The sequence below is a fragment of the Saccharopolyspora indica genome (genome assembly GCF_027853965.1).
GTDB lineage: Bacteria > Actinomycetota > Actinomycetes > Mycobacteriales > Pseudonocardiaceae > Saccharopolyspora > Saccharopolyspora indica.
In genome coordinates this window covers 38,794-53,684 of sequence record NZ_JAQGLB010000027.1, presented here as the reverse complement: position 1 = coordinate 53,684, position 14,891 = coordinate 38,794, and the positions used below count along the sequence as shown (strand labels likewise).

Here is a 14,891-nt window from a genome sequence, read left to right as displayed (position 1 = left end):
TCCGCTCACCGCACATCCCCGACCAGCGGGGATGCTCATCGAAGTCCCCAGGAGGGCACTGCCATGCCGAAATTCGACACGCCCGAACCGATCACCGCGACCATCGAGCTCGCGCTCGGCGACGTCCGCATCGTCGCGGGCGACGACCGCGTGGACACCGTGGTCGAAGTGCGTCCCACCGACAGCTCCGACAGCAAGGACGTCAAGACCGCGGAGCAGGTCAAGGTCACCTGCTCGAACGGGAACCTGCAGATCCTGGGGCCGAAGGGGCGGTCGCCGTTCAGCAAGGTCGGCTCCGTGGACGTGGTGGTCGAGCTCCCGGCCGCTTCGCGGCTGCGCGTCGACGCGGCCGCGGCGAGCTTCCGCTCCGAGGGCGTGCTCGGGGAGTGCCGGTTCAAGACCGCGGCCGGTCACCTGCAGCTCGACCGGACCGACGCACTGACCCTGAGCACCGCCGCGGGTGACGTCAGCGTCGAGCACGTCGCGGGCCGCGCCGAGATCACCACCCACAGCGGAAGCCTGCGCGTCAGCGAGATCGAGGGCTCGGCGGCGATCAAGAACTCCAACGGCGCGAGCTGGATCGGGCTGGTCGGCGGCGATCTGCGGGTGAGCGCCGCCAACGGCGACATCACGGTGGACAGCGCGCAGGCGTCGGTGAACGCCAAGACCGCCAACGGGACCATCCGCATCGGCGAGGTCGTCCGCGGCGAGGTGGCGCTCGCGACGTCCATGGGCGGCCTGGAGATCGGCATCCGCGAGGGCAGCGCTGCCTGGCTGGACGTGCGGTCCTCCTTCGGGCGCGTGCACAACTCGCTGACCGCCGCGGACGGCCCGGCCGAACCCGACGAGAAGGTGGAGGTGCGCGCCCGGACCTCGTTCGGCGACATCACCGTCCGCCGTTCCACCGAGGCCTGAGCGGAGGACGAGATGACGAAGCCGGCGATCGAAGCCGTCGGACTGCGCAAGTCCTACGGTCACAAGCTCGTGCTCGACGGGATCGACCTGCGGATCCCGGAAGGCAGCATCTTCTCGCTGCTGGGCCCCAACGGGGCGGGCAAGACCACCACGGTGCAGATATTGAGCACGCTGCTCGGCGCCGACGCCGGGGCGATACGCGTCGCCGGGCACGACCCGGCGACCGAGCCCGACCTGGTCCGGTCGGCGATCGGCGTCACCGGCCAGTTCGCCGCGGTGGACGACCTGCTCACCGCCGAGGAGAACCTGCTGCTGATGGCCGACCTGCGGCACCTGCCGCGCGCGGTGGGGCGGCGTCGCGCCGCCGAGCTGCTCGACCGGTTCGACCTGCGGGAAGCCGCCCGCAAACCGGCCTCGACCTGCTCCGGCGGCATGCGCCGCAGGCTCGACATCGCGATGACCCTCATCGGCGAGCCGCGCATCATCTTCCTGGACGAGCCGACCACCGGCCTCGACCCGCGCAGCCGCCGCGTCATGTGGCAGCTGATCCGGGAGCTGGTGGCCGACGGCGTGACGATCTTCCTCACCACGCAGTACCTGGAGGAGGCCGACCAGCTCGCCGACCGCATCGCCGTGCTCGACGGCGGCCGGATCGTCGCCGAGGGCACCGCGGCGGAGCTGAAGAGCCGGATCCCGGGCGGCCACGTCCGCCTGCAGTTCGGCGACATCACCGAGCTCGAATCGGCGGCGGGCGCGTTCGGCGTGCTCGCCCGCGACGACGAGGCGCTGACCCTGCAGGTTCCCGGCGACGGCAGCCTGCAGACGCTCCGGGCGCTGCTGGACCGGCTCGACCAGGAGTCGATCAAGGTCGAAGGGCTGTCCGTGCACACCCCCGACCTCGACGACGTCTTCCTCGCGCTCACCGGAGCCCCCGAAGCTGCCCAGGAGGTGCTGCGATGACCATCGCCCACGCGGTGCGCGATTCGCGGACGATGCTGCGGCGCAACCTCCTGCACGCGCTGCGCTACCCGTCGATGACGTTGTCGGTGGTCGGCATGCCGATCGTCATGCTGCTGCTGTTCGTCTACGTCCTGGGTGGCGTGCTGGGCGCCGGTCTGGGCGGGGGCGGCAGCTACGTCGACTACCTCGCGCCCGGCATCATCCTGATGGCCGCGGCGTCCGGCTCGATGACGGTGGCGATCTCGGTGTGCTCGGACATGACCGAGGGCATCATCAACCGGTTCCGCACCATGCCGATCTCCCGCGCTTCGGTGCTGACCGGGCACGTGGTGGGCGGCACCGTGCAGACGGTGCTCAGCGTCGTGCTGATCACCGCGGTCGCGCTGCTGGTCGGCTTCCGGCCGGCGGCCGGTCCGCTGGGCTGGCTGGCCGCGCTCGGGCTGCTGACCCTGGTCAGCTTCGCGCTGAGCTGGATCTCGGCGGCGGCGGGCCTGATGACCAAGAGCGTGGAGACGGCGAGCAACATCGTGCTGCCCCTGTCGCTCCTGCCGTTCATCGGCAGCGCCTTCGTGCCGACCGGTTCGATGCCGCCCGCGGTGCGCTGGTTCGCCGAGAACCAGCCGTTCACCCCGATCATCGAGACCATCCGCGGCCTGCTGATGGGAACCCCGGTCGGTGTTGACGGGATGCTCGCGGTGGGCTGGTGCGCGGCCATCGCCCTGGGCGGCTACCTCTGGGCCCGGGCGGCGTTCAACCGCGCACCGGCCTGAGGGTCACATCATGCGGGTGTCGTAGCGGCCCGGGGCGTACTGCTGGAGGGCCGTGCGGATCCGGCGGATCTCCTGGCGGCGGCTGAGCCAGCCGCCGGTCGCGCCGATCGGGAAGACCAGGTGGCCGCCGTGGTGCGGGCGGAGCCGGTGCCACGGCGCCGAGCGCGGAGCGGTGCCCTCGGTGAACCACACCGCCACCGAGGCCCGCTTGCCGCTGCCGACCACGCCGACCCGCTGGACCTGGCTCCACGGGATCTCCCGCTTCAGGCCCATCCGCGAGATCAGCAGGCCGTCGCTGTTGACCTTCAAGAGCAGGCCGGGCAGCACCGCCCTGGCCACCGACCAGGCCGCGCTGAGACCCAGCAGCAGCATGCCGATCTGGAAGATCAGGAACCGGTCACCGGGGCCGAGGACGTTGCGGAACAGCTCGTAGGCCCCGAACATGATCGCCACGCAGACGGCAGCGGAGAGCAGCGCGCGGAAGCGCCCGGCGGTGGTGAACACCGGCCCGGGGTTGTCGCGGCGGACCTGCGGCTGCTGGGAGGTCTGCCGGGGCTGCGCGGGCACGATCTTGTCGCGCACCGGCGCGACCTCGGCCCGCGCCGCGGCGACCGGCACCGGCGGTTGCGGCGCGGGTGCCGGAGCCGCCGGTGCCGGTGCTGCGGGCGCGGCCTGGGTGTAGGTGCGGGTCGCCGGCCGCGGTGCGGCGACCGGCTGCGGCGGGGGAGTGTCGGGCAGCTGCGCGCTGGCCGTCTGCTGCAGCTGCGTGGCGTGCTGGGCGATCACATCGCTGATCGCCGGCGGCAGCCACTGGTTGCCGTGCGGACTGGATTCGCCGATCTCGTCCAGCATCTGACCGGGCGTCGGGCGGGCCGCCGGGTCCTTGGCCAGGCACGCGGCCAGCAGCGGGCGCAGTCCGTCCGGCACCTCGGACAGGTCCGGCTCGGCGTGGGCCACCCGGTAGAGCAGGGTGGCGGTGCTCTCCTCGCCGAACGGGCCGCGGCCGGTGGCGGCGAACACCAGCACCGCGCCGAGCGAGAAGACGTCGCTGGGCGGGCCCACCTCGGTGCCCAGGGTCTGCTCCGGGGAGAAGAAGCCGGGCGTGCCCATGAACATGCCGGTCGCGGTCAGCGCGCTGCCGGTCATCGCCCGCGAGATGCCGAAGTCGATGACGCGCGGACCGTCCGGCCCGAGCAGCACGTTGGCCGGTTTCAGGTCGCGGTGCACCAGCGCGGCGCGGTGGATCGCGATCAGCGCTTCGGCGAGCCCGGCCCCCAGGCCGCGCACCGTCGCCTCCGGCAGCGGTCCGTGGTCGGCCACCGCCTGGTGCAGGGTCGGGCCCGGCACGTACTCGGTGGCCAGCCAGGGCTGCTCGGCGTCCGGATCGGCGTGCACCACGGCGGCGGTCCAGAACCCGCCGACCGAGCTCGCGGCGATCGCCTCGCGGCGGAACCGCTCCCGGAACTCCGGGTCCTCGGCCAGATCGGGCCTGATCACCTTGACCGCCACGACCCGGCCGCCGCGCGAGCGGCCGAGGTAGACCCCGCCCATCGCGCCGCGCCCCAACCGGGCGAGCAGCCGGTAGTCGCCTACCCGGTGCGGGTCGCTGGCCAGCAACGGCTGCACGGGCTATCGGCCTCCTGTCCACGAGATCGCGAATTCGTCCGGTTCGAGCTTAGAGGCTGTCACCGGAGCCGTGTGGTGCCCCGGGGGCGTTGGCTGCCCGATCGGCCTGGCAGCGGTTCCCCCACCGCGGGCCGCCGCATTGCCGCTGCCGGTGCGGGCTGGTAATCGAATACTTGGCTTCGTTCCAACCCTTTCTCGGCGTCGGTGTTGTGGGTATGATCCGGCGCACTGCGAGCCCGAGGAACGATCACCGCGATCGAGGGAGGCGCGCGTGTCGCCCACCGACCAGCTCGACCCCGCCGTGGCGCTGCACGGCGTCGGCAAGTCGTTCCCCGGCGTGGTGGCGGTCTCCGACGTGTCGTTGCGCATCCCGCCCGGCGAGGTGCACGTGTTCGCCGGGGAGAACGGCGCGGGCAAGTCGACGCTGATGAAGCTGATCGCGCAGGTCGAACCGCCGAGCACCGGACACGTCGAACTGGGCGGCGTGCGCGTCGAGCACCACGGCCCCGGTGCGGCGCGGCGGCTGGGCGTGTCGATGGTGCACCAGGAGTTCGCGCTGGCCCCGGACCTGTCGGTGGCCGAGAACCTGTTCATCGGTCACGAGCCCGGCCGCGCCGGCTGGATCTCCCGCTCCGCCGAGCGCCGCGCCGCGCGCGAGCTGCTCGCCGAGGTCGGGCTGGACATCGATCCCGGCCGCCGCGTCGGGCAGCTGTCCACAGCGGAGCAGCAGCGCGTCGAGCTGGCCAAAGCCCTTGCCGTGCAGGCGAAGGTGCTCATCCTGGACGAACCGACCGCGACCCTGACCGAGGGCGAGGCCGCGGAGCTGTTCGGCATCGTGCGCGGGCTGACCGCCAAGGGCATCGCGGTGCTCTACATCTCGCACCGGCTGGACGAGATCTTCGAGATCGGCGACCGGGTCACCGTGATGCGCGACGGCGCGGTGGTGGCCACCCGGCCGGTGGCCGAGCTCGACGAAGCGCGGCTGGTGCAGCTGATGGTCGGGCGCGACGTCGCCAACCTCTACCCGCGCACCCACCAGGAACCCGGTCCCGTGCGGCTGAGCGTCTCGGGGCTCACCCGCGGCGATGCCGTGCGCGACGCGTCCTTCGAGGTCCGGGCCGGGGAGATCGTCGGTCTGGCGGGCCTGGTCGGTGCCGGGCGCACCGAGCTGGCGCGCGCGGTGTTCGGCGCCGAGCTGCCCGACGCGGGCACCATCGCGCTGGACGGCAAGGTCCTGCGCATCCGCGGGCCCGCCGACGCGATCGCCGCCGGGATCGGCTACCTCACCGAGAGCCGCAAGACCGACGGGCTGGCCCTGCAGCTGGGCGTGGACAAGAACATCACGCTGGCGAACCTGCCGATGCGCGCCGGGCTGATCGACCTGGCCGCCGAGCGCCGCATCGCCGAGCGGGAGCGGGACGGCCTGCGCATCCGGGTGCCGTGGGTGGGGCGGCCGGTGCGCCAGCTCTCCGGCGGCAACCAGCAGAAGGTGATCCTGGCCCGCTGGCTGGAGACCGGCGCGGACGTGCTGTTCTTCGACGAACCCGGCCGCGGCATGGACGTGGGCGCCAAGTCGGAGATGTTCCAGCAGATGGATTCGCTGGCGGCGCGCGGCGCGGCGGTGGTGCTCATCTCCAGCTACCTCCCGGAGCTGCTGAACATGTGCGACCGGATCCTGGTCATGCGCGGTGGGCGGATCACCGGCGAGGTCGGTCGCGCGGAGTTCTCCGAGGAACGCGTCGTCGCGCTGGCGACCGGTGCCCGGAACGTCGAGAACGGGGGCAAGCATGGCTGATCCGGCCACCGAACCGTCCACATCGGACCGCGGGTTGCTGGGTGCGCTGGGCGACCGCATGTCCGGTGCGGTCTCGCAGGTCGCGGCGGCGGGCGCGCTGATCGTCGTGTTCGTGGTGCTGTCGGTCATCGCACCGTCGTTCCTCACCGCCGACAACCTGTTCAACCTGGGCTCGCAGACCTCGGTGAACGCGGTGATGGCGGTCGGCGTGACGCTGGTGATCATCACCGGCGGCATCGACCTGTCGGTGGGCTCGGTGGCCGCGCTCTCCGGCGTGATCGGCGTGCTGCTGATGGCCGAGCACGGGTTCAACCCGCTGATCGGCATCCTCGGCGGCATCGCCGTCGGCGCGGTGGCCGGGCTGGTGAACGGGCTGCTGGTGTCGGTGGTGGGGCTGCCGCCGTTCATCGCGACGCTGGGCATGCTCAGCGTCGGCCGCGGGCTGGTGCTGATCGCCACCGGCGCGGTCGCGGTGTTCGGCGCACCGGAGTCGTTCCGGCTGCTCGGCCAGGGCGTCATCAACGCCATCCCGATCCCGGTGGTGCTGATCGCGGTGGTCGCGGTGCTCGGGCACCTGGTGCTGACCCGGACCAGGCTGGGCCGCTACGCCTACGTGATGGGCTCGAACATGGAGGCCGCGCGGTTGTCGGGCGTGCCGGTGAAGCGCTACACGACGCTGGTCTACGTGCTCTCCGGCGCGCTGGCCGGGCTCGGTGGCATGATCGCCGCCTCGCGGATCAACTCCGGCCAGCCGAACTTCGGCGAAGGCCTGGAGCTGGACGTGATCGCCGCCGTCGTCATCGGCGGCGCCAGCCTGTTCGGCGGCCGCGGCACCGTGCTGGGTTCGCTGATCGGCGCCTTCCTCGTCGCGGTCATCCGCAACGGCGCGGTCCAGCTCAACATCGGCACCTTCTACCAGAACGTGCTGATCGGCGTGATCATCTGGCTGGCGGTCTGGTGGGACCGCTACCAGCGGCGCAAGCTCGGCGGCGACACCGCGTGAGCGGCAGGAGTCCGGTGATGAGCAAGGGAGCTCGGGGATGAAGAAGGTTCTGACCGCGGCGTGCGTGCTGGTCTCGGTGGTGGCGGCGGGCTGCAGCGTCGGGGTGCGCGAGCAGACCGGCGGCGGAGGCGAGCAGGGCGGGCCGATCAAGATCGCGGTGGTGCCGAAGGCGATCGGCTTCGACTTCTGGGAGAACGTGCGGGTCGGCGCGGAGTGCGCGGGCGGCAAGCAGCCGGACGTCACGGTGCACTGGGACGGCGTGCACGCGGAGAGCGACGTCAGCGGCCAGCAGAGCCTGCTGCAGAGCCTGCTGGCGCAGGGCGACGTCAAGGGCCTGGTCTACGCCGCGACGGACGCCAAGGCGCTGGCCGACGTCACCAAGTCCGCGCAGGGCCAGGGCACCACGGTGGTCAACATGGACTCCGGGACCTCGCCGCAGCCGCCCGACGTCCCGGTGTACGCCACCAACAACGTGGCCGCCGCCGAGCAGGCCACCGACGTGCTGGCCGAGCAGCTCGGCGGGCGCGGCAAGGTGGCGTTCATCGAGTTCCAGGCGGGCACCAGCACCAACGAGACGCGCGGCGAGGGCTTCAAGCGGGGCATGGCCAAGCACCCGGGACTGCAGCTGGTCGCCCAGCAGTCCAGCGAGAGCGACTTCAACCGGGCGCTGCAGGTCACCCAGGACATCCTGACCGCGAACCCGGACCTCAACGGCATCTACGCGGCCAACGAGCCGAGCGTGCTCGGCGCGGCCGAAGCGGTCCGGCAGGCGGGCAAGGTGGGCCAGGTCAAGATCATCGGCTGGGACACCTCGGAGGGCGAGATCCAGGCCCTGCGCGACGGCGTGATCACCGGCCTGATCGCGCAGAACCCGTTCAAGATGGGCTACGCCGCGGTGAACGCGGCGGTGGCCGAGATCCGCGGCGAGCCGAACCCGGCGCCGGACACCGACACCGGCTCGACCCTGATCACCAAGGACAACGTGGACAGCCCGGAGGTCCAGAACCTCCTCAACCCCTCCTGCGACAACCCGCCCGCCTGAGCCGGAAGGTGCTGAGCCCGGGGCGCGGGTGCACCGGCGGGGCCGGGGAGGTAGAACCATCCGGTGGTCACCGCGATCCTCAACCCGCTGGTGCAGGAAGTCCTGGACCTGATCGGGATCTTCGCGTTCGCGCTCTCCGGCGCGCTGCTCGCCGTGCGCAAGCGCTTCGACGTCGTCGGCATCGTGGTGCTGGCCGAGGTGACCGCGCTGGGCGGCGGGGTGTTCCGGGACCTGGTGATCGGCGCGGTGCCGCCGGTGGCCTTCACCGACATCGCCTACTTCACCACGCCGCTGATCGCCTCGGCGGTGGTGTACTTCTGGCATCCCCGGCTGGCCCGGATCCGCCGGTTCGTGCTGTTCTTCGACGCGATCGGGCTGGGCGTGTTCTGCGTGGCGGGCAGCATCAAGGCGCTGAACTTCGGCATGCACCCGCTGGCCGCGATCGCGCTGGGCGCCGCGACCGCGATCGGTGGCGGCGCCATCCGCGACGTGCTGGCCGGGGACGTCCCGGCGCTGCTGCACCCGGAGAGCGAGATCTACGCGGTGCCCGCGCTGCTGGGCAGCGGTCTGGTCGCCCTGCTGGCGGTCACCGGGGCGCTGACGCCGATCACCAGCGCCTTCGCGGCGCTGCTGGCGATCGTGGTGCGGCTGCTCGCGCTGCGCTTCGGCTGGCGCGCGCCGCTGGCCCGCGGTGGAGCGGCGCTATGAGCGCTGCTCGAGGACTTCGAGCGCCTTGTCGGCGTGCAGTCCCATGCGGAACTCGCTGCGGATCACCGCCAGCACCCGGCGCTGCTCGTCGATGACGAAGGTGTGCCGCTTGACCGGGATCGGCCCGAACCGGCGCTTGACGCCGAACTGCCGCGCGACCGCACCGTCGACATCGGACAGCAGCGGGAACCCGAAGCCGTGCGCCTGCGCGAACTGCTGCTGCTTGCCGACCTGGTCGGCGCTGATCCCCACCGGCTGCGCGCCGATCTCGCCGAACTCGGCGGCCAGATCCCGGAAGTGGCATGCCTCCGCGGTGCACCCGGTGGTCATCGCCGCCGGGTAGAAGAACAGCACGACCGGCCCACCGGAGACCAGCTCGGACAGCTTCCGCTCCGCCCCGTCCTGATCCGGCAGCGCGAAATCGCCCACCACTTCGCCTTCCCGCATCCCCGCTCCTCCCACGACCGAACCCGAGCGCCCCAGGGTATGACCTCCCGCGCGGTCGTCGTCCTCCGGCGTCGCGGGTGTGTGCGAGGCTCGGGGCGGCCGTGTTCCCCACTGCTACCGACCGGGAAGGTTCATGCTCGTCCGTCGCGCCTACATCCCCGACAGCAAGCGTCCTGAGTCGTTCGACAGGTGGCCCTACACCGTGCCGTGCGTCGCCGAGCTCGCCGAGCGCGGGCTGGCGTTCACCGCACCGGTGACCATGCTGGTCGGTGAGAACGGCTCCGGGAAGTCGACGTTGGTCGAGGCGATCGCGGAGGGCTTCAAGCTCGACTCGCACGGCGGCCGGGCGGGGCGCAAGTACGTCAACGACCGGCCCAGGACTCCGCTCGGCGACGTCCTGGCGTTGGAGACCACCCCGGCCGGGAGCCGGATGATCACCGGGCCGCGGTCCCGCCGCAAGGGGTTCTTCCTGCGCGCGGAGACCGCGTTCGGGCTGATGAACGCGGTCAACGGCCGTTACGGCTACTGGGAGGACGACACCTCGGCGATGTCGCACGGCGAGGGGTTCCTGGCCGTGTTCGAGGCGATGTTCCGGGAGCGCGGTTTCTACGTGATGGACGAGCCGGAGGCCGCGCTGTCCTTCGAGTCCTGCCTCAAGCTGGTCGGCCTGATGCACGAGCTGGCCCGGACCGGAGCGCAGGTGGTGTGCGCGACGCACTCGCCGGTCCTGGCCGCGACACCGGGAGCCGACATCGTCGAAGTGGGCGAGCACGGCATCCGCCGGGTGAAGTGGGAAGACCTCGACCTCGTCGACCACTGGCGCCGCTACCTCACCGATCCCGGCCTCTACCTGCGCCACATCACCGGGTGACGCCGATTCGTGCTGGGAGCAGTGGGTTCTCGCCCGGGCAGGGGTAGCGCTGCAGGTGGGGGACACCCGTTGGCCGTGCTCGTCCGGCGGGTGGTGGGGGACGGGGCGATCGTTGGCGCTGGACGACGACGGGAGGTCGCGTCCGTCGTTCCAACGATCCCAGAGAGGAAATGTCGATGCGCTTCCGATTCTCCGCGGTGGCGTCGCTGGCCGCGCTCCTGCTGCTCCCGGCGGGTGCGGCGTTCTCCGCGCAAGCCGATCAGGAGGCCGCCGGGCCCCGGCAGACCGCTGTTCGCATCGTCAACGTGAGCTCGGGCCAGAAGCTGATCCCTACCGGGTACGGCGCGAACAAGGCGGACAACATCGTCGTCTGGGCGATCGCCGTCGAGGAAGCTCCCGGCGGGAAGCTGTGGCGGCTGCAGTTCCTCGGCGACGGCTACTACCAGATCCGCAACGTCGACACGAACAAGTGCCTCACGGTCGGCGACTACACCGCGCCCGACGGGCGGACCGCGGTGGTGCAGCGGGAGTGCGGCCAGGCGTTCAACCAGCAGTGGGGCCTGCCGCCGGCGGGCAACGGGCACCTGATCGTTGCGCGGTCGGACGGTCGCGTCGTGACCCCGTTCAACACGGGCGGCAACTTCTGGGCGGTGCTGGACCAGGAGTCCGGAGCGCTGACCCAGCAGTGGAACTTCCCGCCGGCCTGACCGGCCGCGACGTCGCAGCGCCCCGTGCCGGACTCCGGCGCGGGGCGTTCGTGCTGCGCACGCTCGACTGATGTTCGGAGCGCATGCATTCATGCACGGACGGTGCGGTAATCTGAAGACGTTTCGGGGGTCAGGGTCGGATCGGGGGGTTCGACCGCGCGGAGCCGGAGCAGCCTTGGGGGTCAGGGCCGGCTCCGCGCCGACCACCTCTCCATCGCTCCATCGCTCGATCGGCGTGGTCTAGCGCACTGTTTACCGGTCGGTAACCGCCGTAGCTGGCATGATCGCCCGACGTAGGGCAGCGCAGCCGGAAGCGGGAAGGATCGTGTGGTGACGAAGATCGAGCGACTGGGAGTCATCGGCGGCGGGCAGATGGGCGGTGGCATCGCGGAGGTCGGTGCCCGGGCCGGTCTGGACGTGATCGTCTGCGAGGTCAGCGACGAAGCCGCTCGCGCCGGCCGCACCAGGCTGTGGAAGTCGCTGAACCACGCGGTGCAGAAGGGCAAGCTGACCGAGGCCGAGCGCGACGCCGCGCAGGCCCGCCTGCACTTCACCACGACGCTGGCCGACCTCGACGACCGCAACATGGTCATCGAGGCCATCGCCGAGGACGAGGAGCTCAAGACCAAGCTGTTCGCCGAGCTGGACAAGGTGGTGTCCGATCCGGACGCGATCCTGGCGTCGAACACCTCGTCCATCCCGATCGCCAAGCTGGCCAGCGCCACCAAGCGCCCGCAGCAGGTGCTCGGCGTGCACTTCTTCAACCCGGTCCCGGTGCTCAAGCTCGTCGAGCTGGTGCCGTCGCTGCTGACCTCGGAGGAGACCGTCGAGCGGGCCGCGGCGTTCGCCACCGAGCAGCTGGGCAAGGAGACCATCCGGGCCAAGGACCGCTCCGGGTTCGTCGTCAACGCGCTGCTGGTGCCCTACCTGCTGTCGGCGATCCGGATGGTCGAGGGCGGTTTCGCCAGCGCCGAGGACGTGGACAAGGGCATGGTGCTGGGCTGCGCCCACCCGATGGGCCCGCTGCGCCTGTCCGACCTGGTGGGCCTGGACACCCTCAAGGCGATCGCGGACTCGATGCACGAGGAGTACGGCGACCCGAACTTCATCGCCCCGCCGCTGCTGCGCCGCATGGTCGAAGCGGGCCTGAAGGGCAAGAAGTCCGGCAAGGGCTTCTACGACTACAGCTGACCCCGCGCGGGTGAGAGGTGAAGGGCACCCTTCACCAACTAACTTGGCGAAAGGTGCCCTTCACCCCACCTCGTCCGAGTGAGCGCGACCCGGCGAGCTCGATCGGGGTAGGTGAAGGGCACCTTTTAGCAAGTTACTTGCTAAGAGGTGCCCTTCACCTCAGCTCGCTTCGCGCGCGAGGAGGGTGCGGAGCTCGGCGACCACGCGGGCCGGGGCGTCCTCCATGGGGAAGTGGCCCGCGTTCGGGATCGTGGCGAGGGTTGCGGTCGGGATGTCCTGGGTCAGGCGGTGGGCGTAGGTAACCGGCTGCCAGCGGTCTTCGGCGCCCCAGATGACGTGGGTCGGGGTGCGCAGGGTTCTCAGCAGCGGTGCTGCTCGCTCGGTGGGTGTCGAGTCGTAGTGGCGGACCTGGTGCTCGAAGAAGGATGCGCGGCCCATCGGTGTCCGATGTGGACGCAAGTAGGCCTCGAGGGTGTCGCCGGTCATCCGGGACGGGTCGGCCACCGTCATCGTCAGCTGGCGGGTGAGCAGGGCTTCGAAGTCGTGCTGGGGCATCGCGGCGTGGTCGTCGAGGTGGTCGCGGATGATCTCCCGCCAGGTGCTCGACGGCCAGGAGTCGTAGCTGACCGAGTCGATCAGCGCCAGCCGCGCGACGCGATCCGGGTGCGCTGCGGTGAAGATCTGCGCCACCGCGCCGCCGATGTCGTGCGCGATCAACGTGCAGCGCCGGATTCCCAGCTGTGCCAACAGCTTCTCCAGCAGGGCTGCCTGCGCGGTGACCGAGGTGTCGCGGTCGACGGGGCGTTCCGAGGCGCCGTAGCCGAGCAGGTCGTAGACCAGGAGCTCGTGGCCGTCGGCTTCGAAGGCCGGTGCCACCTCGCGCCAGATGTGGGAGTGCGACGGCGTTCCGTGCAGGAACACCAGCGCCTCGCCGGTGCTGCCGGTGGTGTGCCGGTGGGCCAGCCGGACGCCGTCGACGACGATGTGGTCGGTGAGGATCACGCGGCTTCCCCCACGGTGATGACGAGCTTGCCGAAGAAGTTCTTGGCGGTGAAGGTGCGCTGGGCTTCGCGGAGCTGGTGCAGCGGGTGGGTGCCCGCCAGCAGCGGGGTCAGCTCGCCGCGCTCGACGTGGCCGATCAGCTGGGCGAAGTCCTCGTGGGTGCCGAAGGACGAGCCGATCAGCTGCAGCTGCCGCAGGTAGACGGTGCGCAGGTCGGTCTCCACCAGCGGTCCGGCGATGCCGCCCGCGACGACGTAGCGGCCGAGCGGGGCGAGCACGCGCAGCAGCTGCGGGAACGCCGGGCCGGCGACCACGTCGGCCACCACGTCGGCGGGGCCGGTCTCGGAGACCAGGTCCGGCGAGTTCCGGTCGACCGCCGCGTGCGCGCCGAGCCGCAACGCCTGCTCGCGCTTCGCGGCGCTGGTCACGGCGATCACCCGCGCGCCGCGCGAGGTCGCGAGCTGGATCAGCGCCGAGCCGACGCCGCCGGAGGCTCCGGTGACCACCACGGTTTCCCCGTCGCGGACGCTCGCTCGGTTGAGCATGCGCATCGCGGTGGCGTAGGCCGTGGGGAAGGTGGCCAGTTCGGCGTCGCTGAGCGGGCTTTCGATCGCGTGGGCGTTGCCGGCCGGGACGGTGGTGTGCTCGGCGAACCCGCCGTCGCGTTCGCTGCCCAGGTACTCGGTGTCCACCAGCTCGCGCTCGCCGCCGGTGTAGAGCATCGGGTCGACGATCACCCGCTCGCCGAGCCGTGAGCCGGGCACGCCCGGCCCGACCTGGTCGATGCGGCCGACCACGTCGGCGCCCTGGATGCGCGGGAACGCCAGCGGCTCGCGCCGCCAGCCCGCGATGTTCGCCGGATCGTCGGGTGTGCCGTAGGCGCCTTCGCGGGTCCAGATGTCGGTGTTGTTGATGGCCGTCGCCGCGACCCCGATCCGGACTTCGCCCGGCCCGGCCTGCGGGGTGGGCACGTCTTCGCGGTACTCCAGCTTCTCCGGCCCGCCGAAGCCGGTGAGCAGCACTGCGCGCATGTGGGGCACTCTCCCATCGAGGTATACCGACCGGTGTGGTTACCACGATAGGCGCATCGGTGCCGCCGCTGTCAACCCACCGGTCGGTATAGTAGAGGCGTGGCAGAAGTGGCGGAGTTGCTGGAGAAGCTGACCCCGGCGGGGCGGCGGGTGCTAGACGTCGCGGCCGAGCTGTTCTACGCCGAGGGCATCCACGCGGTCGGCGTCGAGGCCATCGCGGCCGGGGCCGGGGTGACCAAGAAGACGCTCTACGCCTGCTTCGGGTCGAAGGACCGGCTGGTCACCGCGTACCTGGTCGAGCGCGACCAGCGCTGGCGGGAGTGGCTGCGGAGCTGGGTGGCGGAGCACGCGAGCGGGCCTCGCGAGGAGCTGCTGGCGGTGTTCGACGCGCTGGGCGCGTGGATGGATCGCGCGAGCTTCCGGGGCTGCGGCTTCGTCAACGCGCTGGCGGAGATGCCCGAGGCGGACCACCCCGGGCGGTCGGTGGTCATCGGGCAGAAGCGGTGGATGCGGGACTACTTCGAAGAGCTCGCGGCAGCGGCGGGAGTCGCCGAGCCGGCGCGGTTCGCCGACAGCGCCCTGCTGCTCTACGAAGGCGCCACGGTCGTGGCGTCGACCGACGTCCCGGGCGCGGTCGAGCACGCGCGTCGCACGGCGGAAGTCCTGCTTGCGGCCTGAGTTCTGGTTCCACCGCGCGGTGTTCCGTTTCCGCTGGTCGGGTCCCGTGAGTGTTTTGAGGGGCTATAGCACCCCAAAGTGCTCACGGGTCTGAACCAGCGAAAACGGAGCAGTGGTGGCGATTTCGCGCTGAACCTGCAAGGGG

15 protein-coding genes are annotated in these 14,891 nt (G+C 71.3%); 11 read left to right on the top strand and 4 right to left on the bottom strand.

The window, feature by feature from the left end; all coding sequences use genetic code 11:
* The first annotated feature begins 63 nt into the window (after positions 1–63).
* Genes OU416_RS36020 through OU416_RS36010 form a run of 3 tightly spaced genes read left to right on the top strand, consistent with a single transcriptional unit; the run spans position 64 to position 2,645 of the window.
* Positions 64–915: a DUF4097 family beta strand repeat-containing protein gene (locus tag OU416_RS36020; RefSeq protein WP_270931561.1), complete on the top strand. Its 852-nt coding sequence runs from the start codon at positions 64–66 to the stop codon at positions 913–915.
* Positions 916–927: 12 nt separating this feature from the next.
* Positions 928–1,875: an ATP-binding cassette domain-containing protein gene (locus tag OU416_RS36015; RefSeq protein WP_270931560.1), complete on the top strand. Its 948-nt coding sequence runs from the start codon at positions 928–930 to the stop codon at positions 1,873–1,875.
* Positions 1,872–2,645, top strand: coding sequence for an ABC transporter permease (locus OU416_RS36010; RefSeq protein ID WP_270931559.1), 774 nt, complete (start codon positions 1,872–1,874; stop codon positions 2,643–2,645). Before OU416_RS36015 ends, OU416_RS36010 begins: the two co-directional genes overlap by 4 nt.
* 3 nt (positions 2,646–2,648) lie before the next feature.
* Here OU416_RS36010 and OU416_RS36005 read toward each other — a convergent pair whose 3' ends face one another.
* A complete protein-coding gene (locus OU416_RS36005; protein ID WP_270931558.1) occupies positions 2,649–4,271 on the bottom strand; it encodes a serine/threonine-protein kinase in 1,623 nt (540 codons plus the stop codon).
* A gap of 271 nt (positions 4,272–4,542) precedes the next feature.
* Between OU416_RS36005 and OU416_RS36000 the strand changes: the two genes are divergently transcribed.
* The 4 genes from OU416_RS36000 to OU416_RS35985 all read left to right on the top strand — a co-directional run bounded on the left by OU416_RS36000 (position 4,543) and on the right by OU416_RS35985 (position 8,819).
* Positions 4,543–6,066, top strand: coding sequence for a sugar ABC transporter ATP-binding protein (locus OU416_RS36000; RefSeq protein WP_270931557.1), 1,524 nt, complete (start codon positions 4,543–4,545; stop codon positions 6,064–6,066).
* Positions 6,059–7,069, top strand: a complete 1,011-nt coding sequence (locus tag OU416_RS35995) for an ABC transporter permease (protein ID WP_270931556.1) — start codon at positions 6,059–6,061, stop codon at positions 7,067–7,069. Before OU416_RS36000 ends, OU416_RS35995 begins: the two co-directional genes overlap by 8 nt.
* 37 nt (positions 7,070–7,106) lie before the next feature.
* Entirely contained in the window at positions 7,107–8,111 is a 1,005-nt protein-coding gene (locus OU416_RS35990) for a sugar ABC transporter substrate-binding protein (protein ID WP_270931555.1), read from the top strand.
* A gap of 63 nt (positions 8,112–8,174) precedes the next feature.
* Entirely contained in the window at positions 8,175–8,819 is a 645-nt protein-coding gene (locus OU416_RS35985; protein ID WP_270931554.1) for a trimeric intracellular cation channel family protein, read from the top strand.
* On the opposite strand, the gene OU416_RS35980 is transcribed toward OU416_RS35985, so the two are convergent.
* Positions 8,814–9,266: a peroxiredoxin gene (locus OU416_RS35980; protein WP_270931553.1), complete on the bottom strand. Its 453-nt coding sequence runs from the start codon at positions 9,264–9,266 to the stop codon at positions 8,814–8,816. The genes OU416_RS35985 and OU416_RS35980 overlap by 6 nt on opposite strands.
* Positions 9,267–9,399: 133 nt before the next feature.
* Between OU416_RS35980 and OU416_RS35975 the strand changes: the two genes are divergently transcribed.
* The 3 genes from OU416_RS35975 to OU416_RS35965 all read left to right on the top strand — a co-directional run bounded on the left by OU416_RS35975 (position 9,400) and on the right by OU416_RS35965 (position 12,035).
* Positions 9,400–10,137 (top strand): AAA family ATPase, encoded by a 738-nt coding sequence (locus OU416_RS35975; protein ID WP_270931552.1) that lies wholly within the window; start codon positions 9,400–9,402, stop codon positions 10,135–10,137.
* Between the two features lie 176 nt (positions 10,138–10,313).
* Entirely contained in the window at positions 10,314–10,844 is a 531-nt protein-coding gene (locus OU416_RS35970; protein ID WP_270931551.1) for an RICIN domain-containing protein, read from the top strand.
* A 330-nt stretch (positions 10,845–11,174) separates the two neighbouring features.
* Complete coding sequence (locus OU416_RS35965; protein WP_270931550.1) at positions 11,175–12,035, top strand: 3-hydroxybutyryl-CoA dehydrogenase; 861 nt, start codon at positions 11,175–11,177, stop codon at positions 12,033–12,035.
* 159 nt (positions 12,036–12,194) lie between these two features.
* On the opposite strand, the gene OU416_RS35960 is transcribed toward OU416_RS35965, so the two are convergent.
* Positions 12,195–13,037: an alpha/beta fold hydrolase gene (locus OU416_RS35960; protein ID WP_270931549.1), complete on the bottom strand. Its 843-nt coding sequence runs from the start codon at positions 13,035–13,037 to the stop codon at positions 12,195–12,197.
* Entirely contained in the window at positions 13,034–14,068 is a 1,035-nt protein-coding gene (locus tag OU416_RS35955; RefSeq protein ID WP_270931548.1) for an alcohol dehydrogenase family protein, read from the bottom strand. The genes OU416_RS35960 and OU416_RS35955 overlap by 4 nt, the downstream gene beginning before the upstream one ends.
* 108 nt (positions 14,069–14,176) lie before the next feature.
* Between OU416_RS35955 and OU416_RS35950 the strand changes: the two genes are divergently transcribed.
* Positions 14,177–14,746: a TetR/AcrR family transcriptional regulator gene (locus tag OU416_RS35950; RefSeq protein ID WP_270931601.1), complete on the top strand. Its 570-nt coding sequence runs from the start codon at positions 14,177–14,179 to the stop codon at positions 14,744–14,746.
* The last annotated feature ends 145 nt before the right edge of the window (positions 14,747–14,891 follow it).